The sequence below is a fragment of the Novipirellula methanifontis genome (assembly GCF_052161655.1).
GTDB lineage: Bacteria > Planctomycetota > Planctomycetia > Pirellulales > Pirellulaceae > Novipirellula.
The window spans coordinates 1-25,608 of sequence record NZ_CP197418.1 but is presented as its reverse complement, the minus strand read 5'-3'; the positions used below and the strand labels follow the sequence as shown (position 1 = coordinate 25,608).

At 54.0% G+C, this 25,608-nt stretch carries 14 protein-coding genes and 1 riboswitch; of the genes, 7 read left to right on the top strand and 7 right to left on the bottom strand.

Features of this window, described 5'->3' with window-relative positions:
• Positions 1-536 precede the first annotated feature (536 nt).
• On the top strand, positions 537-6,815 hold the full coding sequence (locus SH528x_RS00070) for a hypothetical protein (protein WP_442508489.1): 6,279 nt from the start codon (positions 537-539) through the stop codon (positions 6,813-6,815).
• A gap of 3 nt (positions 6,816-6,818) precedes the next feature.
• Here the strand turns inward: SH528x_RS00070 and dnaN are convergent, their stop codons facing one another.
• The gene (dnaN, locus tag SH528x_RS00065; protein ID WP_442508488.1) at positions 6,819-7,937 is read right to left on the bottom strand and encodes a DNA polymerase III subunit beta; all 1,119 of its coding nucleotides are present in this window, start codon (positions 7,935-7,937) and stop codon (positions 6,819-6,821) included.
• A gap of 786 nt (positions 7,938-8,723) precedes the next feature.
• Here dnaN and SH528x_RS00060 point away from each other — a divergent pair.
• A complete protein-coding gene (locus SH528x_RS00060) occupies positions 8,724-8,900 on the top strand; it encodes a hypothetical protein (RefSeq protein WP_442508487.1) in 177 nt (58 codons plus the stop codon).
• 197 nt (positions 8,901-9,097) lie between these two features.
• Here the strand turns inward: SH528x_RS00060 and SH528x_RS00055 are convergent, their stop codons facing one another.
• The 3 genes from SH528x_RS00055 to SH528x_RS00045 form a co-directional block, all read right to left on the bottom strand.
• On the bottom strand, positions 9,098-9,367 hold the full coding sequence (locus SH528x_RS00055; protein ID WP_442508486.1) for a hypothetical protein: 270 nt from the start codon (positions 9,365-9,367) through the stop codon (positions 9,098-9,100).
• 458 nt (positions 9,368-9,825) lie between these two features.
• The gene (locus tag SH528x_RS00050) at positions 9,826-10,152 is read right to left on the bottom strand and encodes a DMT family transporter (protein WP_442508485.1); all 327 of its coding nucleotides are present in this window, start codon (positions 10,150-10,152) and stop codon (positions 9,826-9,828) included.
• A 30-nt stretch (positions 10,153-10,182) separates the two neighbouring features.
• Positions 10,183-10,238: riboswitch (guanidine-III (ykkC-III) riboswitch) on the bottom strand.
• A 104-nt stretch (positions 10,239-10,342) separates the two neighbouring features.
• Positions 10,343-11,053 carry a GDSL-type esterase/lipase family protein gene (locus SH528x_RS00045; protein WP_442508484.1) on the bottom strand — a complete coding sequence of 237 codons (711 nt, stop codon included), beginning with the start codon at positions 11,051-11,053 and terminating at the stop codon, positions 10,343-10,345.
• 314 nt (positions 11,054-11,367) lie between these two features.
• Here SH528x_RS00045 and SH528x_RS00040 point away from each other — a divergent pair, with 314 nt between their 5' ends.
• The 4 genes from SH528x_RS00040 (at position 11,368) to SH528x_RS00025 (ending at position 17,615) form a co-directional block, all read left to right on the top strand.
• A complete protein-coding gene (locus tag SH528x_RS00040; protein ID WP_442512245.1) occupies positions 11,368-12,582 on the top strand; it encodes a DUF1559 family PulG-like putative transporter in 1,215 nt (404 codons plus the stop codon).
• A 141-nt stretch (positions 12,583-12,723) separates the two neighbouring features.
• Positions 12,724-12,888, top strand: coding sequence for a hypothetical protein (locus SH528x_RS00035; protein WP_442508483.1), 165 nt, complete (start codon positions 12,724-12,726; stop codon positions 12,886-12,888).
• Positions 12,889-13,060: 172 nt separating this feature from the next.
• Positions 13,061-16,138: a PSD1 and planctomycete cytochrome C domain-containing protein gene (locus SH528x_RS00030; protein WP_442508482.1), complete on the top strand. Its 3,078-nt coding sequence runs from the start codon at positions 13,061-13,063 to the stop codon at positions 16,136-16,138.
• Positions 16,131-17,615: a DUF1501 domain-containing protein gene (locus SH528x_RS00025; protein WP_442508481.1), complete on the top strand. Its 1,485-nt coding sequence runs from the start codon at positions 16,131-16,133 to the stop codon at positions 17,613-17,615. Before SH528x_RS00030 ends, SH528x_RS00025 begins: the two co-directional genes overlap by 8 nt.
• A gap of 33 nt (positions 17,616-17,648) precedes the next feature.
• On the opposite strand, the gene SH528x_RS00020 is transcribed toward SH528x_RS00025, so the two are convergent.
• Together SH528x_RS00020 and SH528x_RS00015 are read right to left on the bottom strand one after the other, a co-directional pair.
• Positions 17,649-19,115: a DNRLRE domain-containing protein gene (locus tag SH528x_RS00020; RefSeq protein WP_442508480.1), complete on the bottom strand. Its 1,467-nt coding sequence runs from the start codon at positions 19,113-19,115 to the stop codon at positions 17,649-17,651.
• Between the two features lie 26 nt (positions 19,116-19,141).
• Positions 19,142-19,768: a sigma-70 family RNA polymerase sigma factor gene (locus SH528x_RS00015; protein ID WP_442508479.1), complete on the bottom strand. Its 627-nt coding sequence runs from the start codon at positions 19,766-19,768 to the stop codon at positions 19,142-19,144.
• 189 nt (positions 19,769-19,957) lie between these two features.
• Between SH528x_RS00015 and SH528x_RS00010 the strand changes: the two genes are divergently transcribed.
• Positions 19,958-24,229 carry a sulfatase-like hydrolase/transferase gene (locus SH528x_RS00010; RefSeq protein WP_442508478.1) on the top strand — a complete coding sequence of 1,424 codons (4,272 nt, stop codon included), beginning with the start codon at positions 19,958-19,960 and terminating at the stop codon, positions 24,227-24,229.
• A gap of 248 nt (positions 24,230-24,477) precedes the next feature.
• Here the strand turns inward: SH528x_RS00010 and SH528x_RS00005 are convergent, their stop codons facing one another.
• Entirely contained in the window at positions 24,478-25,608 is a 1,131-nt protein-coding gene (locus SH528x_RS00005) for a helix-turn-helix domain-containing protein (protein ID WP_442508477.1), read from the bottom strand.

Genomic DNA, 25,608 nt, shown 5'->3' with positions numbered 1-25,608 from the left:
CCGCTCTTATGTTAGCGGTTTTGGCGCTAGCCACCGTTCTGTTGTCCAACAAAACGTCCCCTCAAAAAGGGCGCACCAGAACCGGGGCTAGCGTGGTTGTTAAAGCGTTGCTGTCGTCATCGGATATTGAGGGTGAGTTTTTCTTCCAGCCTCCTGTAGTCACCTCTCCACCGACGAAGTCGGGGGAGAGGTGACTCGTTACCGCGACCCCGTCGTGGTGAGAGCGGGGGAGTGGTGGCAGAAGAGCCTGCGCAGCCGCAAACCGACTCGAAGACCAACGATTCAGCAGTCCTGGCTTGTCCTATTCCACTACTTCGCACCCTGTTTCCCGTGTTTTTCCTGGTTTTTAACTCAAATCCGGCATATTCGCTCTAATACTTCCACTCGATCAATCGTTGTCACTTTGCCGTTTCGGCGATCTATAATGGCCTTGCCCATCTACTCTGCACCTGGAATTTCTTCTCATGCTTGCGATTTCGCCTCATCGAGCCCTACTCGGTTTCGTTCTCCTCTTTTCACTCGCCATAGGAAATGTAATGGCTGAACCCATCGGAATCATGGAACGATACGCTCTGGCGGACGATCGCGAGGCGTTTCTCGAAGAGCTGATTCCGGGCAGTGATGATTATTACTTCTATCACTGTCTGCATTACCAAACGTCGGGCCAATTGGATCGCGCCGAGGTGATTCTGAACGATTGGTTGGCAGAAAACAAAGGTCATGAAACCGCTGTCATTCGCGGCATGATCGATCGCCAACGGTTGCTGACCTATTCGCAAACACCCGAGCGGACCATTGATCATTTGGTCAAACGACTCGGCGTCCAATTGCACCATCCTGCGCCGCCAGTCAAAGGCGAGCGACGCTACCCAAGCCAATTTAATGTCGCGCTGCTGGACCTCGATCGTCTAGTCAAAGAGGCTGTGCAACAGGATGACACGCTGCAGCCGATCGGGATGCGGCGATTAGCGGAAATGTATCGAGCTGGCGAAACCGCCGGTCTGAAGTTGAATCTGCATGACTTTCTCGCCCGAGTCGATCATGCCACGATCGCAAACCTTGACGAGCTGGTGATCCGTGAATTGCAATCGCGACGTAAACAAGATGTTCGCTTTGGAGATCTCGCAGCTCATCAAGTGCTGACCCTTGCTGAACTCGATCGCGTTGCCTCGGCTGTCCCCGAAATTGCCGACGACAACTCGTTTGTTTCGGCGAAACTGTTACGACTTCGTCCGAGCGATGACGTCGATTTGTCGCAGCAGCCCAATGAGCGACTCGCCTACCTGAAACGGGTCGAAGTCTATGTTCGTTCGCTGCCACCAAGTTACAACTCGTTAAAAGCGTCGGCGACGTTTCGCTTGCTCGAAGCCAACTTGGCAGCCGGCGTTTATGATCGCGACCTCTTTTTGCGTTACCTCGCACTGCCGCGACAAAGCCCGATCGTGCACCCGGAATGGGCAAAACGTCCTGCGCCGAAAGCAAATCTCGGTGAAAACTTTATGCCGATGGCACTGTTGCCGCCGATTGGTGACGAAGTTTCGCTGGTCCGCGTTTACCTCGAACATTTCTTGAAAGAAGCGGACAGCTCTGATGCGTTCGCGGAACTGATCCAGCCCGATTACCTTCGCAGCGTGTTTGCCGAAACGAAACTGATGTTCGGTATCGGCGACGAAGAACAGTGGTATCGCTTGCTGTCACCCGCCCAACGGCAAGCGATTCGCGACTCGGTGCAACTTCGACTCGCTCCCCAAAACAAGCCGCGATTCGCAAGTGACGACCCGACGCAATTGATCGTGGATGTCAAAAACGTCGACGAGCTTGTGCTTCGCGTCTATGAAATCAACTCGCTCGCCTTCCTGCGAACGCACCAAGAACGTCTTGATACCGACATTGATCTCGATGGTTTGATCGCCACACACGAGCGGAAACTCAGCTACAACCAACCTGCGGTTCAGCGTCATCGGGAAATTTTGGAACTCGACGAGATCCGTGGTCGAGGTGTCTGGGTGGTTGATTTGGTGGGCAAAGGAGTCCGTGCTCGGGCGATGATTCGCCGCGGTGAACTGCACCACGTCGACGCGATCACCGCCGATGGAATGAAATTCACCATCATTGACGAAAATCGCAAACCGATCGCCAAAGCACGCATGATCGTGGGGGGACGCGAATTTTTAGCGGACGATTCGGGTTCGATTACGTTGCCACCGGTGTCGGATGCCACTCTCCGCGATGCGATCGTGACCGATGGCGAACTTGCTGAAAAAATTAAATTCTCTCATCTCATCGAAGGTTACTCTTTGACCGCTGGGATGTACCTCGACCGCTCTCAAGTGCAATCGGGTGACAGTAGCTCGCTGTTGATTCGCCCTCGCATCGCGATGGGGGACACCCCACTCGATCCGTCGGTTTTGACGGATGTGAGTGTTCTAATTGAAGCGATCGATCTCGATGGGATCACGACAACCAAAACTATCGACGACATCAAGTTAAATTCGCAGGGCGATTTGGTGGTGCCGTTTCGCGTGCCCGCTCGATTACAACACGTCCAAGCAACGCTGAGTGGCAAAATCCGCTCTTTGTCCGCGAATCAACGGCATACGCTTCGTACCCGCCAGCAGTGGCAAATCGCCACCATCCGGCTGACCAATTCGACCCATGATGCCTTTTTAACACGTGACGGTGACGAGTACGTTATCGAAGTTCGCGGCCGATCTGGCGAAGCGGTTGCGGGTGCGACCGTCTCGATCTCGCTGTCGACCCGTGTAAAAGGATCTCAGATCAATCAAACGTTGCAAACGGATGAGCATGGCCGGGTGCGTTTGTCATCGCTGCCGTACGTCAAGCAAATTAGTTTCGCAGCCGGATCGGGACCTCGTCATACTCGTGACTTGAAGCTTGACGAAGTTTTTTGGCCCAACACTGTTCACACCACGACCGAGATTGGCATCGAATTGCCTGTGGTTGTTAGTCCCGATCCAGTCTCGGATCGTTATCGATTGATCCGACTTCGTGCGGGAGTTTACGATACCGATTTGAGTAGCGAATTGGTGATTGACCAGGGATTGCTTCGCATCAAAAAGTTGGATGCCGGCGATTATCGGTTGATTGACCGAGATACCGCGACGCAAACCGCGATCGCTGTCGTTGATGGGCCTGTGATCGACGATGTCGCTGTCGGAACCGTTCGACATCGCGAAGTCTCCCCCGTCGTCCCACTCGGCGTGGCGTCGATTGTGCGTGACGAGGAGGGCTTGCGAATCCAGTTGTCGGGACAAACCGACTTGGCTCGCGTGCACGTGATTGCGACTCGTTATTTTGACGTAGAAAGTCCAGGGAATCCGCTGCACTTGCCGTCGCCCACACTGCGAGGCCGAAGCGTTTCGCTTCCCCAATCTGGTTACATCAGCGATCTGCGATTGGGAGATGAGTATCAATACGTGCTGCGTCGTCGATACGCCGCGAAGTATCCTGGTGTGATGTTGCCGCAGCCCAGTGTGATTTTGAATCCGTGGGAGACCGAAGAAACGAGCAACACCAGCCAAACGGCGATGGCGGGCGATGAACCAAGGGCGAGTGCCCCGCAAAGTGATATGTCGCGGATGAAAGCCGAGGCGGGTCGTCTGGGTGAAGACTCCGAGACCCCCACGTCCGACTACGACTTTTTGGCGGATTGTGGCGTTACAATCGCCAATTTGCGGCCCGACGCCAACGGGCTGGTCACGGTACCAGCCAAAGTGATCGACGGGCTACCGCTTCTGCAAATCGTCGTTAGCGATCCCTCGACGGTGATCCAGCGAACCGTGACCGCTCCGCTGGACGATATCGAAACGATCGACTTGCGACTTGCCAAAGCCATCGCGGCTGAGAAAGCGGTCTCGTTTGAGCGAGCCGTGACGATCGTTTCCAAAGAGAAACCACTCGACTTTCAGCAGCTCGGTTCGGCTCAATTGCAAGTCTATGGAAGTGTCGGTGCGTTGTTGAAACTGTACCGCACCTTGGTTGATGACGACCGGTTTGATGAGTTCGACGAGCTGGCGGTTTGGGATCAGCTTAGTCAAGCTGCCAAACTCGAAGCCTACTCGCGACTGGCGAGTCACGAGCTGCACCTATTCTTGCGGGCCCATGATCCTGCTTTCTTTGCCGACGTCATCAAGCCTTATCTCGAAAACAAAAAAGAGAAACAGTTTGTCGATCACTGGCTACTCGAGGATGATCTGAAACCGTATACAGCGCTGTGGCAATACAACCAACTGAACTACGCCGAGCGAGCGCTGTTGGCGATTAGGATGCCGGAGGTTCGCGAACAAGTCCGACGTGAATTGAAGGAGTGGGTAGATCTGCAGGATACCGATTATCAACAGGTCCGCATCAATATCGAAAGTGCGCTAAAAGCCAACGTCATGTTTGACGATGTTGCCAGCGACATGTTGTTCGGAGCCATCGCGGATGACGAAGAATTCGCCGCTGGAATGGGCGGCGGCGGAATGGGAGGCGGTGGCTTTGGGTTTGGCGGCGGAGCCATACCTGGCGGTGACAAATCCGGCGGTCGTCCTGCTCGAAAGAAACGATCGTTGGACCTCAAAGAAATTGAATTGCTTCAGAAGAAGAGTGACCTGGGCGAAGTCGCTGTTCGTGCCTTGGGTCGATTCTCGCGTCGCTCGGGCGCCGCCGAATTCGCTTTCTTTCGCGACCTCGACTCGACAAAACAGTGGGCCGAGAGCCAGTGGGATCAAGTTCGCACTGTCGGTGAACCGTTCCCTGATAGTCTAATTGACGTCGATCCGTTTTGGGCCGACTTGGCTCTATCGGACAGCAACAATCCATCTGTGTCCTCGCACTTGCTGTATCCGGTAAATAACCGGCACGCCGCTTTGGTGGCGCTTGCGATGTGTGGGTTACCGCTGAAGGCGGGCGATATCAGTTTGCCCAGCGAAGAAGGCCAACCTTACGCTCCGGAACATCCGGTTGCCGTAGTGATGAAGCGATTGCGTACTCTGAAGATCAACGACGACAATAGCAGCAGCATTTTGGTGGGACAAAGATTCTCCTCGGCCAACGCGCTGCCGCCGACCCAGAACCGCCGATCCGAAGAACCCAAAGAGTTTTTGACGGGCGTGGCTTACAAAGGCCAAACCGTGATTTCCAATCCCACCGGCGATCAACAAATCGTTGATGTGTTCTGGCAAATTCCCGAGGGCAGTCTGCCACTGAGCGGAAGCCAAGTGACCGACAGCAAGACGCTCACGCTCGCTCCGTTTGCGGTCCAAGCGATTGAGTACCAGTTTTACTTTCCTGCCGCCGGCGAATTCCCCCACTATCCTGCGACGGTCGCAAGCGACGGAGAGCTGCTGGCCCGAGCACGAACTCGCTCGTTCAACGTCGTCGATCAGCCGACGGAATTGACCACTGTGACTTGGGAGAAAGTCGCTCGCAGTGGAACCGCAGCTGAGATCAGTGATTTCTTGGCGACTGCGAATCTTCGCGATATCGACTGGATGTTGGTCGCTCATCGAATGCAGCAGCAAGACGTGTATCAGGCGGTCATCAAGGTGCTACGAAGTGCCAATATCCCCGAATCGGAACTTTGGGCTTATTCGTTAAAGTACCGTGACGAAGCTGCGATCGAAACTTACTTGTCGCTTTCAGAGGATTTGGTCGAGCGAGTCGGACCGGAGTTCGACAGCCCACTGTTACGCGTCGATGCGATCGAGCGAAGGGTCCTGGAAATGCTCGAGTACGCACCGCTCGTGCGGGCTCGTATTCATCGGCTGGGAGCGGAGAACGAAATTCTGAACTCGACGTTCCTCGATCAATATCGTGACTTTGTTCGCGTGCTCGGGTTCCAAAATGAGATCCCCCAGAACGAACGGCTTGCCTTGGCCTACTATCTGTTGATCCAAAACAGGATCGAAGAAGCGATCGAGACGTTTGCCAAAATCAAACGCGATTCGATAGCAACCCACTTGCAATATGATTACATGGACGCCTATTTAGCCATGCATCAGGGCCAATATGATCGGGCTGAACAGATCGCCAACAGCCGCAGCAAGGAATCGGTACCGCGTTGGCAGTCTCGCTTTAGCGAACTGGCGAACCAGTTACGACAGCGTCGCGATCTGCTGATCAGCGAGCAACTGGTTTCCAAAGATCCCACCGACGGTGAACCCAAAGCGATTGAGCAGGGCACCGGCGATCTGTCGGTATTGGATCGAGAGCGACAACAGGAATCTGCTGCGGAACAACAACCCGAAGTGATGGTGCGTGTCGAAGGCGACTCGTTGCGGATCGATCATCGTCAAACCAAATCGGCGACGCTGAATCTGTACGGTGTCGATCTGGAGTTACTGTTTAGCAAGGCCCCGTTTGTTCGCGAGGACCTGCAGCGAATGGCGATGGTCAAACCGATGCGAAGTGAGACACTCGATTTTGATCAAGCCAGTGGAGTGGCCCGTTATGATCTGGATGAAAACCGCCGTCGACAAACGTTATTGGTCGAAGTGGTCGCGGGAGCATCGCGAAATACGGCTCTCTACTTCGGTGGCGAGATGACGACCTATGTGTCCGAAAGCTATGGGCAACTACAGGCCAGTGACGCCAAATCTCGCCATCCTATCGATACTGCGTATGTCAAGGTTTACGCAAAGTATCCTGATGGTGACGTCCGCTTTTACAAGGACGGTTACACCGATTCACGCGGCCGGTTTGATTACGCCAGCGTCAGTGCGGATGATGCCAAAGGTGCGACCCGATTTGCCATCCTGGTGATCAGTCCCGAGAAAGGTGCATCGTTGCACGACGTCGCTCCGCCCCGATAATCGTTAGCGGTCGCGGGCCATCGGCATGATCACGTAGCTGAAACCATCATCGGTGGTTAGCAGTGCAGGTTTGGATGACGATTCGATTTCCATCACGAAATTCGTTTCGTTGTCCAACACCTTGCAGAAGTCGGCGACGTAACGATGGTCCATCGTCAACGTGATCGTTTCAGCATCGTAAGGAATCGGCAACTCTATCTGAGATTCCCCGATGTCGGCTGTGCTGGCTTCGAGTTTCAGCGTGCCATCACCAAAGGTAAAATCGATACCTCGGCTCTCGTGATCGGTCACAATCGCTGCTTGGCGAAGGGCGGCGAACAAGGGGCCGACCGCCATGTCGATCTGTTCCGCTGATTCTCGTTTTGGAAACACTTGTCGCCAATTCGGGTAACGGCCTTCGACCAGTCGCGAATAGATGACCGCTCGTGGGGTGCGAATCAACAAATCGTTTGAACGGGCCGCGACGTCGACGGTATCGTCCTTGTCGCTGACGGCACGTTCCATCAACTGGATGGCTCGGGTTGGAACGATCGTGCTGGTTCCGGTCGTTTGGTGGCCACCCTGGGGTTCGCCAGTGCCTTCCATCTTGGCCAAGCGGCGACCATCGGTACCCACTGCGATCACCGAGGTGCCTTCCATTTCAAGCAGCACACCGCCGAGAGCGTATCGGCTGCTTTCGGCATCCGTGGCGAATACCGTTCGGCGAACCATTTCGCGAAACAATCGGGTGGGCAGCACGTGGTATTTGTCTTCATTGAACTCCGCGACGCTGGGGAATTCGTCAGGATTGCTGCCGGGAAGACGGAATTTACTGCGGCTGCCGGTGATGCGAATACCAGATTCATCGGTTTCGATCGTCAGCGTTTCGTCATTGCTTTCACGCAGAATCGCCATCGTTCGCTGAACCGGCAATAAAGCGGTGCCTTCGGCTTCCACTTCGACCCCTTCTTCGACATCCAAGCGAATTCCGACGTCCAGGTCCGTGGCGGTCAAGGTGATCCGTGAACCCGATGCGGTCACTTTCACATTTTGAAGAATCTCTTTGGGCGATCGGGTCGGAGCAATGCTGGCGGCGAGAGCAAAGGCGGCGGTGAGCGATTCGCGTTGGCAAGTGATCTTCATGGAACCATGGACTTACAAAGAGAAAGAAGATTTCGTAGCCATGTTGTACCGGTTCATGGGCGGATGTGTGTAGTGGTGAAACCATTGGACAGCAGAACATTCACTGGGTGCCTCTCTAAGGCTTAAATAATATATAAATCGTCGTAGTCTTAATTCGAGCCCGAGATGTGTTTGTAAGTCAAAAACTAGAATCCTAACTTGTTACTATGAAAAGGTTTGCGGTTTAGGTAGGACTGTGGAAAAGCCGTGATAAAGACGTCGGAAAGTCGTTGGTAAGCAGGTGAAAGTCCAACACAGGCAGACAGAGCAAAGTGAGGACAAACAAACTAGGTTCACGGACTCACACGAAGAACAATCAGGGAATGAACAAGTTATCCACGAAAAAAATGTTTTAAAAGCTTAGAAAAGCCGTTCGAAACGGGGGTGGCAGAGAGCGGAATCGCGGACTGCCGGGGCCCCTGTATCGTTGTTGTGCCGGAGTCATATCTGACCGTTATCGACCCGGCTAGTATCACTAATATGTACAGTCGTCGATCAAAACAGGTAGTGAAACGCAATCGGGCACCACCTCGTTAGCTGTTCGAAGGTTAGAATCGGCTCACCGTAAGCACCGTGACGAGTGCCAAAAACCTTAAGTTTCCCCCATTCTATTGTGCCGACGCTGCTAGCCCAAAGCCATCTACTTTAGTAGCGGTGCGGTGCGAGCCGCCCGGTAGCAGCTATAAAAAACAGGACGGAACGAGAGAGATTTGGCACGATCAGCAAACTCGTTTAGGAGAATGAAGAATGGCCGGAAAGAAAAGCAAAGGCAAGAAGAACAAAAGCAAGAAAGGCAAGAAGGACAAAAAAGCCAAAGCACTGAAGGGCAAAAAGGGCGGCAGCAAGAAAGACAAAAAAGGTAAAAAGGGCAAAGGGAAGAAAGGTAAAGGCAAAAAGGGTAAGGGGAAAAAAGGCAAGAAGTAAGCAATCCTCAATTCCAAGTTAATACATGACTAACGGCTGTCGAAACATCGGTTTGGACAGCCGTTATTTTTTGGCTCGACGTGAGTAACAGCATTGGCGTGCCGCTATTGGAGCTCGCAGTCGCCTCGAAATACGGCGGATGCCCAGGGCAGAGCACCGCTGGCATTCGGCAACGTGCATGGTGCTAGGGATCGGGTTTACGAGATCGACTTGCGAATTCGTTTGTAGCCGTCTTTGATTTCATCGCCGACCAATCTCAGCGCGTCCCAAACGTCTTCGCTCGTCTCGCCGACAGCACCTTTGAGCGGTTCGAATCGCTGGTTGAGGTCGTCGAGCTTTTTTCCCATCGCTTGCCATTCAGTTTTAGCCTCCTGTTTGCCAAGGTGAATTTGCAGATTGAGTTCGTCGCGTTCTTGTTTTAGGTCGTCGATCATGTTGGAGATCAAACGACGTGCGGAAGCAGGCATGGAAAGGGTCCTGAGTAAGGAGTGGTTTCAAAAATGCGGAACGCAATGAACATCGTGCGAAACATGAAGCAGATCACGAGGTCATTCACACAGCCCATCGCGTTCCGCAAATCGATAGCGGCAGAGCACACGCCTTCCCGGGAATCCCTGTACACGATCGCCCTTGGATTACCCATCGTGGTTCAACTTCGTATTCATACATACAGCAAATTCGATCTTTTGCTGGCTGAACCCTACAGACGTCGCAGTGACGAAAAAATGCAATTTGTGTACCAAATCGCGTTGCACGTAGACTGCTGAGAATGACGCATCGATGTGTGCGTTTCGTACATCAATGCGAGACAACCTGTCACATACTGGGCGCGTCATTGACTTGATCCGTCGCACCTCCACTCATTGATCATTCCCTTCAACAGCAGACAACGAATCGCATCAGCAAGTTAAGGACCGCTGCGTGCCTAAGTCGTGACAGAGGTTAGCTTCAAACCGATGATGGCGAGCAGCAGTAGCAGCAGAAAGAAAATCCGCAACAACGACACGGGCTCGCTCAGAAACAGCATGCCAAAGGTCGCGGCACCGATTGCTCCGATACCGACCCAGACGGGATAGGCAGTGCCGATGGGAAGCTCGCGGACCGCGATCGCAAGCAAAACCATGCTTGCCACGAGCGCCACAGCGGTCCCCACGCTGGGCCAAAACCGCGTAAATGCGTCGGTGTATTTCAACCCCACGGCCCAACCAGTTTCCAACAACCCAGCGACTAACAATATGATCCACGGTTTCATAACGAGGCTCCTACGGAAAGAAAATTCGTAAGTGCGTCGTCTTGTCTTGACCGGGTACGGCGCGTCTCGTCCGGGCGTTGCTCGGTCGATTGTACCTCATCGCAAAATAGCGGCAACTGCGAGTCGATTGGGTTTTGGTGGCAGGGGGCGCCACAGACACGGACGTGATTCGGTAACACAGTTCGCCCGACTACAGTGCGAGAATCATGGCTGCCCAAACCTCGGCCATCTTGGCGGCCCCGTCCGCATTGGGATGCACTTTGTCCGCCACCGTGTCAGTGGTCCAGTCAAAACCGCTCGCTTGATCGACCAGCACGACACGCTCGGGCGAATCCGATTGACGCTCCTTGCACAGTCTTTCGAGTTGTCGATTCAGTTCGGGGATATAACTGTATTTCGGCAGTTTTCCAGCGGGAATGACGCGTGCCACCAAGACCGTCGCATGCTTGTTTTGACTAAAAATAGTGTCCAAAATCGCATTGGTGTTCTGGACAATCAACGGCACCGGATCGTGCTCGCTGAAGTGATTGTGCCCCATGTGCAGCAGCACGATGTCAGCGGGATATTGTGGATAGATGTTCCCGATCGCGTCACGAATCTTGCTCGAGTTCCAGCCGGAATAGCCGGCATGAGAAAGTCCTTTGCCGTCGGTTTTAGGGCCGACAAAGGCGAACGAGCGGCCCGCATCCTTCAGTCGTTTGTCCAATTCGTGGCGATAATTTCCGCCCCCTCCTCCACCTCCCGCAGTGATTGAATCACCCAGCGGCAGCAGCGTGACCGTCTTTTCGGCAGCAGTGTCAGGGGTAGGTTGTTCGTCAGCAGAAAGCGTCAGACAAGCAAACGCGAGCAGGAAGAATCCAGTGATTCGTAAGCAAGTGAATCGTATACAAGCGATACGCATGGTTAACACTGCAGGGGGGGTCGGTAGCATGTTTTGCCTTTCGGCTGAACATCGCTCAATGCTAGTTCGAGATCAAAGAGTCGCGGCGGTTCAGCAAAAATTAAAAAAAATCGATTTAGCGTGTCTAAATCGGCAGAGTGCTGCTCTTACTATGTGGACCGCCGAATAAGGACATCACATTTTTTTGATTTTAAAATATGGACGTCCCCTTAATTCATTTACTTATCGAATCCCAACAACGACACTTATTTATAGGGATTCGCTAATCGCGGTCATACGTTTGCTCGTTTCTTTTCTTGTCAAATTGAGGTGTTATCATTAACAGTCACAAGCGTCCTCGTCCAGCGTTTACTCTCGTCGAATTGCTGGTGGTGATCGCCATCATCGGCGTTCTCGTTGGTTTATTGTTGCCGGCGGTGCAAGCCGCGCGGGAAGCAGCACGGCGGATGTCGTGCAGTAACAATTTCAAGCAAATCGGGCTCGGTTTGCACAATTACCACGCCGCCTATAACAAACTGCCCAGTGGAGGAAGTGGGACTCGGCATCACGATGGGCGACTTGGGAATTTGGTCGCATTGCTGCCTTATATTGAGCAACAATCGCTGTGGGAGATGATGTCCAATCCGCTGTTGGCTCAAGCGGGTGAATCACCCGATGCGAGTGCCGCGATTACGCTAGGTTCGGGAACGGGTTGGCCCGCCTTTGGACCCGCTCTGCATCTCGATATCAATGACTATCGTCCGTGGCGAACGCAGGTGGTTTCGTACCGTTGTCCATCGGACCCCGGTCAATCCGTTGGCGGAGCGGCACTGACCAATTACGCCTATTCGCTTGGTGATGCGGTCAAACGAATCTTTTACAACGAGAATACGAATTGGGACACAAGTCCCCCGAGCAATCCCAACATCTACATCGATCGCGGGGCGTTGCGGGGTGTCTTTGCGCGTGAACGCTATCGAGGTTTCCGCGACATTCTCGATGGCACCAGTAACACCGTGGCGATGGCCGAAATCGCAACATATCTGGGCGATGGCGGAGTGATCGGCGGGGTCTTGAACGGCAGTCACTTCTCGGGTTCAGGTGGAGCTCAAACCGTTTCGCGTGGTCCGGCGATCCTCGACACCAAACGAGACCCTCAGCGGCCGCTGTTCTACGGCGTTCCCGAATCGCAATTGTTCACGACGTTTGGACAATCACGTGGCGGTCGTTGGTATGACGCTCTGCCCGCGATGACCGCGATCACCACGGTGTTGCCACCGAACTCACCGAGCGTGATGGGCTTCGACAGCTATGGCACCTATTGGGAACACGGTGTTTACAGTGCATCGAGTCGCCACCAAGGTGGATGTCACGTGTTGTTCGCCGACGGGGCGATCAAGTTCATTACCGACAGCATTGATTCAGGTGATACAGCGTCGGGTTGGAGTATTTCCAAGGACAACAACAACGTAGGACAAAAGAGTCCTTACGGTGTGTGGGGAGCAGTCGGCTCGTCGTCCGCCAAGGAAACGGTCCAAATTGATTTTTAAGCACGCCGATAAGAGGCATTCAAAATCGACGGACCCGCGGCTAACGCCTACGGCTTACATAATGACCGATCGTTTCACTGGCATATGCCACACGATGTCGGTTCGTTTTCCTTACCTATCATTTTTTTGGAACTCCCTATCATGTTTCGTACGTTGTTTATGTTGATGCTTTTGGTTACTCCCTGCGTGATCAGCGGGTGTGACAGCGGTCCGACGTCGGAAGTCAAACCGCTTCAAGACGAATCGGTCTACGAGGCCGAAGAGGCTCGCTTTGAGTCGGACAATGCGGGTGGCGGAGGCGTCTAAGCCCACTGCACCGTTGTTAGCAAAGTTGGTTTGCCTGAGTTATAGTATTAGCGTCGACGAGTTTAAAAGCTGGTCGACGTTTTTCGTTTTCTATCGCTGCTGGCAACGCTCTTTGCCGCACGCTTCGCGACCGCTCTTTACTTAGAGCGATAGCCAAAATAATTGGTTTTGTATGCATCTACTAAAAACGGGCTCGCTAACGATCGCCGTGGTCGTTGTCTTGGCGTCGATAAGTTCCGCAGTAGAGCCAATCAATTTTCAACGCGATATCAGCCCACTGCTGTCGGACAAGTGCTACTACTGTCACGGCCCCGATTCGAATCATCGCGAAGCCGACCTGCGGTTGGATGTGCAGTCTGCGGCCTACGCCAGTGCGATTGTTCCCGGGCACCCGGACCAGAGCGAATTGTTCGCTCGGATCACCAGCGATGATGCCGAGATGCAGATGCCTCCGCCTGATTCGGGCAAGAGTTTAAATGCGACCGAGATTGAGATGATCCAGCGATGGATTCGCGAGGGAGCCAAGTACGAGGGGCATTGGTCGTTTCATCCTCCAACGCGGCCGACACCGCCGACGCCATCGGATGCGAATTGGTGTCGAAATCCGATCGATGCGTTTGTGCTTTCTCGGCTGGAAAAGGAAGGTCTTCGTCCGTCGCCTCGCGGCACTAAAACAACATTGATCCGACGTGTTACGTTGGATCTGACTGGAGTGCCACCGACACGCGATGAAGTCGCGGACTTTCTAGCCGACGATTCGGCCGACGCTTTTGAAACCGTGGTGGACCGGTTGCTCGACTCGCCGCGTTACGGCGAGCGGATGGCCGTTCCTTGGCTCGATGCCGCTCGCTACGCCGACACGATGGGATACCAAGCCGATTGGGAACGCACTCAGTGGCCTTGGCGGACTTGGGTGATCGATGCCTACAACCAAAATTTGCCGTTCGATCAATTTACGATCCAACAGCTTGCCGGCGACTTGTTGCCCGACCCAAGTGTGGACCAACTGATCGCGACCGGTTTCAATCGAAATCACCGGATCAACGACGAAGCGGGAATCGTTCCCGAAGAGTATTTGGTCGAGTATCTCGTCGATCGTGTGGAAACCACGTCGGGAACATGGTTGGGGATGACCTTTGGTTGCGCTCGATGCCACGACCACAAGTTTGATCCATTCTCGCAAAAAGATTTCTTTAAACTCTATGCCTTCTTTAACGGCGTTCCGGAACAGGGAAAGGATGGCCGCAAAGGATACGCGGCACCCTCGATGCGAGTTGCGGTGCGAGGGAAACAGGACGGGTACGAATTGCGAAAATCCTTGGCCGCTGCGCTCCAAAAAGAACTTTCTTTATCGGAAACGCAACTGGAGCCAGAGCTGCAGGAGTGGATTGGTCAACAGCAACTCAACCTGAAAAAAGATGCTTCGGGATGGTTGCCGCAAAAACCGTTGCGAATCCAGGCGAGCGATACCATCGAGTTCGAGATTCTGGACGATCATTCGGCGTTGATTGTCGCCGACAAAGTGAGCCAACCAATTTACAACGCGGTTATTTCCCCCGATCCGGGCATGATCACGGCGGTGCGACTCGAAGCGTTGACGCATGAATCGTTTGGCGGTGGGCTGACGCTTGAAAATGGCAACTTCATCCTGACTGATGTCCGCGTCGAAGTAAGTCGCAAGGGACGAAAGAAAACGACGCGACTAAAACTATCACGTGCGGAAGCGGACTATGAGCAAAACGGGTATCCGGTCGCCCATGCCATTGACGATGTGAATACCAGCGGATGGGGTGTTGATGGACATGTAAAGAAAGAAGATCGCGTCGCGATGTTCGTCTTGGAATCGCCGCTTGTAATTCACGAGGGTGATGAATTGATGGTCCGGCTTGCGCACGAATCGCCGTACCCGGATCGAGCGATAGGCCGTTTCCGAATTTCGACCACCGACGCCGCGATGCCTAGTTTGTCGGGGGATGTGGGATTGCCAAAGAACGTGAAAAAAGCAATTCGCGTGGCAGCAGAGAAACGGACTAAGGCTCAGCAGGATTTGCTTGCTAAGCACTATTTGATGATCGCGCCCGCGACAGCGTCTCTACGCAAAGAAATTGATCAAGCCACTTTAGCCCTGAGTCAATTTGAAAAGCAATTCACCACCAACGTGATGGTGATGCAAGAGATGGCAGAATCACGACCTACCCATGTGCTCGAGCGAGGCGTGTATGACCAACCCGGTGAAGTCGTGACCGCGGACGTTCCTGCCGCCATGCTCGGTCCGTTGCCCTCCGATGCACCCGCGAATCGACTTGGGTTGGCGAAATGGCTTGTCAGCGGAATGCATCCATTGACGGGGCGTGTCGCGGTCAATCGTTACTGGGCGATGTTGTTTGGTAACGGGTTGGTTGAAACGATGGAAGATTTTGGCTTGCAAGGCGGTTATCCATCGCATCCCGAACTGCTCGATTGGTTGGCGACCGAATACCCGCACATTGGTTGGGACACGAAGGCGATGATCAAAATGATCGTGATGAGTGCGACGTACCAACAATCCTCGCACGTCACTCCTGAAATGATGGAACGTGATCCGGCGAATCGGCTGCTGGCTCGGATGACGCGATTTCGTTTGCCAGCGGAAATCATTCGAGATCAAGCACTTTTCGCCTCTGGTTTGCTTGTAGAAACGATCGGCGGTGCGTCGGTGAAACCGTACCAACCGGAAGGGTTGTGGTCGGAGATCTCGTTCCAGAGCAAAGGCCGCTCGACCGATTTTTACGTTCAAGATACCGGTGAGAGCCTGTATCGCCGCAGTCTGTATACGTTTTGGAAACGTTCAGTTCCTCCACCAACGATGGCCACGTTTGATGCGCCAAGCCGCGAAGCGTGCGTGCTGAGTCGTCCTAAAACGAACACGCCGCTGCAAGCCCTCGCTTTGATGAATGATCCCACCTTTGTCGAAGCCTCTCGCGTGCTGGCCGAAAAGTGCATGCGGGAATCAACCGATCGGCAAACCCAGATTCGCAGTGCATTTGAAATCATTTTGTCACGAACGCCAACAGACTTTGAACAGCAAACGCTGAGCAATGGATTTCAGCAGCGGTTGAGCTACTTCGGCGAACATCCGCAAAAGGCAAAATTGCTGCTCGACGTCGGGGCCAGCAAGGTGGATGCGTCGCTGGATTCCGCACACCTGGCCGCACTTTCGACGTGTGTGATGAACCTTTTCAACCTCGACGAAACGATCCATCATGAATGATCCAATGAACCCGCTTGATCAATTTTTGTCGCAGCAGACTCGCCGGCATTTCTTCTCTCAGACGGCTCGCGGGATCGGTGCGGCTGCGCTCGGTTCGTTGCTGGCCGAGGATGGTTTGGCGGCACCGGCGTCCGCGTTTCCAAGTGCGGCGGCCGATGGGGGTCTCGCTTCGTTGCCGCATTTTGCTCCGCGTGCGAAACGAGTGATCTATCTGTTTCAATCGGGTGGTCCATCACAAATGGACCTGTTTGATCACAAACCGATGATGGACAATGTGCGAGGCGAGGATCTGCCTGATTCGATTCGCCGAGGCCAACGATTAACAGGAATGAGCAGCGGGCAGGCCAAATTTCCCGTCGCCAATTCGATCTACAAGTTTCAGCGGCATGGTCAGAGCGGGGCCACGGTCAGTGAATTGATGCCTCACATAGCATCCGTGGCCGATGATCTTTGTTTCATCAAATCGATGCATACCGAGCAAATCAATCACGATCCGGCGATCACGTTCTTTCAAACGGGATTTCAAATCGCAGGTCGACCGAGCATCGGGTCATGGATGAGTTATGGATTGGGAAGCGGCAATCGCGATCTGCCTTCGTTCATTGCGATGACGTCTCGAGGAACCGGGCGACCGTCGTGCCAACCGCTCTACGATCGTTTGTGGGGTGCCGGGTTTATGCCGACCTCGTACGCCGGAGTGAAACTGCGTTCGGCAGCCGACCCAGTATTGTTCTTACAAGATCCACCGGGAATGCCGCGATCCATGCGTCGCGATATGCTCGACGAACTTGCCCAACTAAATGAGCGTCATATGCAGCAGGTGGGTGACGCCGAGATACAAAGTCGTATTTCGCAATACGAACTCGCCTATCGAATGCAAGCGAGTGTGCCCGAGTTGACCGACATCTCAGACGAGCCCGAACATGTGCTCGAGATGTATGGGCCGGACGTACGAAAACCCGGTACGTTTGCCGCCAACGCGCTACTCGCCCGCCGGCTTGCCGAACGCGATGTTCGCTTCGTTCAATTGTTCCACATGGGTTGGGACCAACACGGCAATCTGCCGAAACAGTTGCCGGGTCAATGTCATGACGTCGATCAAGCATCGGCCGCTTTGGTCAAAGATTTGAAGCAACGCGGGATGCTCGACGATACGCTTGTGGTTTGGGGGGGTGAATTCGGTCGCACGATTTATTCGCAAGGACAATTGACCGAAACCAACTATGGCCGCGACCATCATCCACGCTGCTTTACAATTTGGATGGCCGGCGGTGGAATCAAACCAGGAATCACCCATGGTGAAACGGATGACTATTCCTACAACGTGGTTCGTGATCCCGTTTCGGTTCATGATTTACACGCCACGATCCTGAATCAATTGGGCGTGAACCACGAACGGTTAACGTATCGTTTCCAGGGCCGTGATTATCGGTTAACCGATGTGCATGGCGAAGTAATCAACGCGATTCTGGCCTGACGCGACCGCTCGGCGAATCCGATTCGAACCGACTCATTGCGGTGTTTCGGTCTTACCGTCCTCGAGACTCAATCTCAACGTCGGCGGGGATGCGTCAGGGTGTCGACGACTGGCGAATCCGTGCACGTAACAAGCTTTGATACCGGCGGTTTCCGAAACGAGGATCAGCGTGGCACCGCCGTTGGTATCTTGATTCAAAAACTCGCCAAGTTCGGACGTATCAATGCTGAACATTCGCGTGGGATCGGACTGTGGCACGACAAATTTTCCCAGCAGTTTTGTTTTTGTCGGGTCGAGTGTTACATCGTCGGCAAGCACACCTGGCGACGACTTCCACGATAACGTTGTCTCGTCCCAGTCTTCGAGCGACTCGTCAGTCAGTCCATAGACGGCAAACGTGGCATCGGGCATCAGTGAAAGAAAGCCGATGTCGGTTGGAACGCCTTGCAGTTGCAGTTTGGCCGAGTGGACGGTTCTCTGCGAAACAAACGAAAGGTCAAAATGCATGTAGCCGCGTCGACGGAAAGGAATGCCCCACGAGAAATTAGGGGGTTCTTTCACCAGTAGAGCGGTTCGAGACAGTTTGTCGTCGGATTGTTCACCTGCCATCACATAGCCGTCGCGGCCCTTTCCGATGGCGGTTGAGATTTGCACGGTTGTTTGTTCGGCATCGGCTGAGGAGAGTAACGGGGCGTTCACACCATCATCCTCCATTTCGCTCTTAAACGTTTCAATCCCGACGCGGGTGAATCGTTTCGCATCACGAGTCGTCACCGATACGGTGGTGCCCGACGAGAGATGTTTTGCGTCGACGCGTCCTTTGACCACGGTCAAATCGGAATTGCCATCAGCGGTGACGTTCACTCCAAACACTGTGCCTCGATCGATCAATAGTGAGGTCGGCGTTTGCACCTCGAAACCTTCGCCGCCAGGGTGGACTTCGGCAAAGATGCGGCCAGAGTGCACAAAGCATCGATCGGTGCTGATCAATTCCAGATCCGCGGGTCCTTCCATCGTCACGTCGACCAACCCGACTCGCAGTTCCGCGATCCCGCGAGCCAACACCAGCCGACCGGGATGCAGCGATGCGCCCGGCACGGTGGGGATAGTGGATCCCTGCCATTGGCAATTTTCCGTTTTTACGATCAGCCCAATACCCTCCTCGCCACCGCGATCAAGATACAGCCATGCGGTCGTCATGAAAAACAGAAATCCGGCGGCGAGCCCGACGTAGGCCCATTTCGGCACGCTCGGCCATTGCGTCGGCGTGGTCGCAGCCAGAGACGGCATGGATAATTCGGTCAATTCGTCTTTGGGATACGCGATTGCGGATCGAGTTTGCAAGGATTCTACAAAGTCACGTTTTAGCGACGGATCATTGATCAGCCATTCTTCCAACTCGGCAAGTTGAGCTTCCTCGGCCAGATCGTCGAGCACTAAGTCGCGCAGTTCGCAGTAGCGATCCCAACGTTGCGGAGAGGTTTCGTCGGATGTCGTCATATTGTTTTATCGGTTTTTCGATTGCTTTATTGTTCGTTATCGCGAAGTACTCGCAGAGAAACACAGTCACGCAGTGTTTCGCGGACTCGGTTGATCATGCGGCGTACGGTGGTGTCTGATCGATTTGCTTGTTTGGCAACCACTGCCAAGGGGATTTCGTTGCGGTAACGATCTTCGATGAGACAGCGGTGATGCTCAGGCAGCATTTCTATACACTTGTCCAACGCACTGACGTAATGTTCATAGTGTTCACCGTTTTGGATCAACTCGGACGAGATGAGTTGTGTCAGATCGTCACTAAAACGAAGTCGTTCACGGCTTTGTCGTTTTCTCCAGGCACGCACTTGGTTGTAGGCCACCGTGCACGCCCAGGCAGCGAAATTGGTTCCAGTCTGGAAGCGGTCAAATTCACGCCATGTCACCAGGCAGGTTTCTTGGAAGACTTCGTCGACGTCGTTTTGTGTGGGCAGCAAACTTCGTAAATACAGTAGGATCACTCGACGGTGTTGTTCGACACGTTGGGTGTATTCGCGTTGGCGAGCAAGTTGTCCCCGTTGCAAAGCAGCATTTTTAGCGGCGTCTGCCGTGTCCAGGCGATCCGATAGAGGGTCCTCGATCTCCGGCCGAGTATTCGCTTTGTCGTCGTCCGTCATCCGTCGATCATCAACCCTACGAGAGTGCTGGCTAGCTAAAGAGAGCCGATTGCGGCTCATTGAGACATGATTTTAACAAATTTCGTTTTTATTGAGTTACGATGTCTCATTCCTCGCTTGAAGGCTCTTTTGTCGTAGCGATCCCTCCTGCAAAACCCACCTCGATTTCGATAACGAAACGGTTCTTTAATGAGACGTCTGAATCATTCCCGCTTTGTCGTTTTCGCCAGCATCTTGTTCGCCGTCACGGCGACGATCGCCCGAGCGGAGACACCCAAACCGAATATTGTCTTCATACTGACGGATGATCATCGTTGGGACGCGACGGGCGAATCCGACGCCGGATGGGTTCGAACCCCCGATCTTGACCGCATCACCGCGTCGGGAACTCATTTCAAAAATGCCTTCGTCACCTTGGCGATCTGCTCGCCCAGTCGTGCCGCATGTCTGACCGGTCGCTACGGAAGCGCCAATGGTGTGACGGAAATCGGAAAAAGTCGAATCAAAGATTCGGAGGTCACCTTTGCTCAATCGTTGCAAAAAATCGGCTATCAGACCGCGGTGACCGGCAAATGGCATTTGGGCAACAGGCCCGAGGATTGTGGTTTCGACTTTGCGTCGACCTGCTGGTCCAACGGCACTTGGTACGACCGCAAATTCACCGTCGCAGGCGAAACCAAAGTAATGCCTGGGTTCGTGGACGATGTCACGGCGGATGAGTCCATTCGTTTCATCCGCGAAGCGAGCCAGAACGAAGAGCCGTTCTTACTGTGGATGAACACGCAGGTGCCGCACATGGATCATCATCACCAATGGCCAGCGAAACAAACCTACTTGGATCAATATGAAGCGTCCGAGATGCCACTTCCAGAAACCTGGAACGATGATCTATCCGGAAAGCCAGAATATCTGAAGTCGGCTCGCAATCGAACTCAAGCGTTGGCGTATGGTTATGACGACCCAACAAACATTCGCCAACACGCCAAAGAATACTTTGCCAGCGTCCAGCAGATGGACGCCGCCGTCGGCCGGGTGCTCGACGAAATCGAATCACTCGAAATCCGCGACAACACGTGGATCATCTTCATGGGCGATAACGGCTGGATGCTTGGCGAACACGGTATGACCAGCAAGGTGTTGCCGTACGAGGAATCGATGCGAGTGCCAATGGCGATCGCCGGTCCAAACACGAAAACTCAAGTCGTTTCCGAGCTAGTCTTGAACATCGACTTGACCGCGACGATCTATGAATTGGCGGGATTGCCGATCCCGGAATCGCTGCACGGCCGAAGTTTGCTGCCGCTCGTGCGTGCTGAAAAGCCAGCCGATTGGCGAACTAGCTTCCTGTATGAAGCTCCGTCACGCCAACTGGGCAGCCAACCACTTTGGGCGGTTCGCAATGAGCGATGGAAGTACATCGAAACGGAAATCGATGGGGATGAAACATTTGCCGAACTGTATGACTTGGATCATGATTCGATCGAACAAGGGAATGTGGCAAACGATCCGGCCAACGCGAAAGCCGTAGAAGAGTTTTCGAATCAGCTGCGTGAGTACCGACGTGACATCGGTGCGGGCGAGATGACTTTGGTTTCGGAGAATCAGGCAGAAATCGAAACTCAAAAAGAGCCACAGGCTGAGAGCCTATCTGACAGTGACGAGAAGGTTCGTAATGACATTCACATCAGCGGGGTATATCCTCATCTAACCGCTTATGGCATCTACAGCCAAAACGGTGGCCATTTCAAATCAGGGCATGATGAGTGTGGGATCGGAGCGATCGTGCCCTGGGCTGGCAAACTGTGGATGGTTAACTACGCTCCGCATCAACCGCGTGGCAGTGAACACAAACTGTTCTCAATCGGCGAAGATCTCGAAACGCTGACCGTGCATCCAGAAAGCGTTGGGGGCACGCCAGCGGGACGCATGATTCACGCGGAATCCAATCAGTTGTTGATCGCTCACTACTTGATCGACGCCGAGGGTAAAGTGCGAGTCATCTCGCCGGCGGACATGCCGATGCGAGTGACAGCGATCACACGGCATCTGACTGATCCAGCGAACATGGTCTACTACATCGACATGGAAGGTGCGATTTGGGAAGCCAATGTTCACACCTTGGCGGTCAAACGATTGTTCAAAAAACCGGTTCCTGGTTGGCATAGCAAAGGAGCGTATGTTTCTCAGGGGCGGTTGGTTGTTTCCAATAACGGCGAACACGCTGCGGGGACGTATGATGATCTTGTTGTCGGGGGCGCCGCGAAGAACAGCGAAGAACGTGGGGTGTTGGCCGAGTACGACGGCGAAAATTGGAAGATCATCGAGCGTCGCCAATACACTGAGGTTACCGGTCCCGCCGGAATCGCGGGCGGCAGCGACGGCGACGACCCGATTTGGACGATGGGCTGGGATCGCCGCAGCGTGCGACTGAAAGTGCTCGACGATGGAACGTGGCATACTTACTTGTTGCCCAAAGCCGCCTTCTGTAACGACGCCATCCATGGCTGGTACACCGAGTGGCCGCGGATTCGCGAGATCACCGACGGTCGCTGGATGATGGATATGCACGGCATGTTCTTTGATTTTCCTAAGACGTTTACCAGTCAAAACTCAGCTGGTATCAAACCCATCGGAAGCCACTTGCGGTACATCCCCGACTTCTGTGCTTGGAACGACAAATTGGTACTGGCGTCCGACGAAACCAGTATCCAAGGCAACCATTTGGCGGGACAACCGCAAACGAATCTTTGGTTTGGCGACTACGAGGACCTGCAAGATTGGGGACCCGCCAGCGGTTACGGCGGTCCTTGGATCGAAGACGAAGTCACGGCAAACATACCCTCGGATCCGTTCCTGGTGACGGGTTTTGATCGCCGCGTCTTGCATCTTGCCACCGGACGTACAAAGCCAGTCGAAGGAAAAACGGCATTGCGAGCGAGCGACCAACTCGAGATTCGCTCGATGCCCGATCGACTTGCTGTCCTGCCTCGAGTCACCGTACCCCGGGGCGATTGGCACCACGCGGCCAACGGTTATTCGTTTGAAGTGAATCAACCGGTCACTGTCTTTCTAGCTGTAGACCAACGTGGCAATCCAACCTTGGACCCCGCCTGGAAATTGACTGACATGGCGCTAGTTTGGGGCAAAAACTTTCAAGATGTTGTTTACGCCCGATCCTTTGAACCGGGGACGATCACGATTCCCGAAAACGCAACTGAGCATCAACCGGGATCGTTTGGGATGCCTCACACCGCTTTTGTGCTCGCATCCAATTCGGGTGAGTTGAACATCAAAACGGATCGCACGTCGATCGTCACGCGACCTGCAGAGCAGCGAATCGTCGGTGGCGATGCCACCCCCGTCGTATTTGCCTTGCAAGTGGACCGTCGTGGTGATGGCAACTGGGTCGATTACGAATCGATCGAAGTTCCTGCTGCGGGATACATTGCCTTCGAGTTGCCTGAGGATTTCGACGCGGTTTGGTTTCGGCTGAAAACCAATCGAGATTGCGTCGCCACCGCGTACTTGCACCAAACCACTGCTGAATTTGTCGACGGAAACGAGTCTGAAAACCAAGCGTTATTTGCCGGGCTTGCCAACGTCGATGATGACGACGCTCGCAGTGCATTGGTCTATGCCGCTAAACGCAATCGCAATCTGCGTGTGATTGCGTCGGAGGACCGCTTCCTTGATTTCACCAAGACAGGTTTTGAATTCAAAGCCGACACAGCAGATCCGAAACTTGCGAAACTATTGAGCGTCGATCCGCAATTCACGGTCGACGAAGCTTCGGTAGTCTTGAAGCACGTCGGAAAACGGCTACGACTGCCCAAAGGAAACGCGGCTTATGACAAGCCGTTCGCGTCGGGATGGCCGCGAGACGTCCGCGAAGTCGAATCGGAGCGAGTGTTGGCGAATATCCATGGTACGTTCTACGAGGTACCGTTGGTGATCAACGGAGCCCCGCCGGCATTCAATTTGATGCGTCCTGTATCGAGTCATGCGAAGCAGATCGCTGATTTCTGTACATGGAACGGGCTGCTCGTGTTGACTGGCGTTCGCGCTGACGCAGAAAACGACGGGCATGTATTTGCCGATGCAAAACAGGAAGCCGCGCTGTGGTTCGGAGGCATCGATGACCTCTGGAAGTTTGGTAAACCGGTCGGTCATGGTGGCCCGTGGCTCAACACGACGGTGAAGGCGGGTCAACCGTCGGATCCGTATCTGATGAAGGGCTATGATCGCAAGACGTTGTCGTTATCACATGGGTCGGACGAACCCGTCACGATGCATGTGGAAGTGGACATTACCGGCGATGGTCACTGGCATCGTTACAAGTCGTTTGACGTAGCCGCTGGGGAAACGCTTGAGTACTCGTTCCCCAGTGCATTTAGTGCAGCATGGGTTCGCTTTGTCTCATCGAGCGCCACTACCGCGACCGCCCAGCTGAACTACGATTGAGTTTCAGGGGCGGCTGATGCTTTGTCTAGGTTCGATCCTAGGGTAGTGGACGAGGCTACGAGTCCCTTACGCTCGGCTAATTGCAAGGACTCGTTGCCTCGTCCACTACGCTCAAGCCCTAATGACAAATTTGGATGAAGCATTAGTGCGTAGTACGTAGGGCCGGTTCCTACCGGCCGACTCTAACGAGCCGTCAAGGACGGCCGGTGGGAACCGGCCCTACATCTCACATCAATTTTGAAAATGATCTACCGGCCGAGTTTGTCGGCGAGTTCTTCCGAGGCGAGTCGCAACTCGGCATCTTCGTGTAGTAGCGATTCGGTTTTGCGGATTGCGTGCAGGACGGTCGAATGGTCGCGGCCACCAAAGTGTTCGCCGATGTGAGTCACACTTTTGGAAGTGACTCGGCGTGCTAACAACATCGCCAGCGAACGAGCGCGAACGATGTGCTGTTTGCGTGAACTGCTACGCAGATCTTTCGCCTTCAAACGAAAGTAGCGTGCGACGGTGTTGGTGATTTTGTTAAGCGGGATTTCTTCGTCGGGTGCTGCGGACTCTATTGCCGACGCAATCGCTTCGCAACATGGCGGCGACTGGTTCATCCGGCACCACAGATCGACTTGGCGGATCGCGGCGGACAAGGCACGTACGGGCAGCGATTTTTCGAGCCCGTCGTCCAACATTTGGATCAGCGGAGCGTCGAGCTCGAGTCCCAATTGCAGAGCCAATTCTGTCAACAACATCGTTCGTGTACGACCGACGGGACAACTGATCGCAATCGTCAAACCGGGCAGCGAACGACTGACGAGTGCTGGCCGCAATCCACGCACCTCGGTGGGCAGGCGACGACACGTCAGAACGGTGGGTTGTTGTAATTCACTGCGTGCTTCGATCCGCTGGGCCAATTCTTCCTGAGCCGCTGGCTTGCTGGTGATCAAGTGCAGATCATCGATGATCAAAACCGGAACGTCATCGATTTCTTGTCGCAAATGTTGCAAGTCATCGGCAGCAACCGCTTCGGCAAACCGTCGTGCAAACTCAACCGCTGGCATGTGCTGGACGCCGCTGGCGTCAACGTAACCCAGTTTGTTCGCGTGACGCACCGACATGTGAAGTGCCAGAGCGGTTTTGCCTGAACCGATTGGACCGACCAGCAGAACGGGGTTGCCCAGTTCGAACACCGATGTTTCTTGTCGAGCGACAAAGGCGGCTAAGCGATTCTCGGGGCCCGCAATGAAATAGGGCAGTAGGATCGGGCTAACTGCGGATTCACGACGGCGTACCTTTAGCGGCGGACGTTCCAGCGGAAATGCGAAAACTTCGCTCTCCACCGGAGGACGTTTGAGGTTGGGCTCGGTTGTCAGCGTTACAGATGACAA

What these genes read in the sequence shown, in the direction of transcription:
- SH528x_RS00070 (WP_442508489.1), top strand. Translation starts at nt 537, where the DNA reads ATGGCTGAACCCATCGGAATCATGGAACGATACGCTCTGGCGGACGAT.
- dnaN (WP_442508488.1), bottom strand. Translation starts at nt 7,937, where the DNA reads ATGAAGATCACTTGCCAACGCGAATCGCTCACCGCCGCCTTTGCTCTC.
- SH528x_RS00060 (WP_442508487.1), top strand. Translation starts at nt 8,724, where the DNA reads ATGGCCGGAAAGAAAAGCAAAGGCAAGAAGAACAAAAGCAAGAAAGGC.
- SH528x_RS00055 (WP_442508486.1), bottom strand. Translation starts at nt 9,367, where the DNA reads ATGCCTGCTTCCGCACGTCGTTTGATCTCCAACATGATCGACGACCTA.
- SH528x_RS00050 (WP_442508485.1), bottom strand. Translation starts at nt 10,152, where the DNA reads ATGAAACCGTGGATCATATTGTTAGTCGCTGGGTTGTTGGAAACTGGT.
- SH528x_RS00045 (WP_442508484.1), bottom strand. Translation starts at nt 11,053, where the DNA reads ATGCGTATCGCTTGTATACGATTCACTTGCTTACGAATCACTGGATTC.
- SH528x_RS00035 (WP_442508483.1), top strand. Translation starts at nt 12,724, where the DNA reads ATGTTTCGTACGTTGTTTATGTTGATGCTTTTGGTTACTCCCTGCGTG.
- SH528x_RS00030 (WP_442508482.1), top strand. Translation starts at nt 13,061, where the DNA reads ATGCATCTACTAAAAACGGGCTCGCTAACGATCGCCGTGGTCGTTGTC.
- SH528x_RS00025 (WP_442508481.1), top strand. Translation starts at nt 16,131, where the DNA reads ATGAATGATCCAATGAACCCGCTTGATCAATTTTTGTCGCAGCAGACT.
- SH528x_RS00020 (WP_442508480.1), bottom strand. Translation starts at nt 19,115, where the DNA reads ATGACGACATCCGACGAAACCTCTCCGCAACGTTGGGATCGCTACTGC.
- SH528x_RS00015 (WP_442508479.1), bottom strand. Translation starts at nt 19,768, where the DNA reads ATGACGGACGACGACAAAGCGAATACTCGGCCGGAGATCGAGGACCCT.
- SH528x_RS00010 (WP_442508478.1), top strand. Translation starts at nt 19,958, where the DNA reads ATGAGACGTCTGAATCATTCCCGCTTTGTCGTTTTCGCCAGCATCTTG.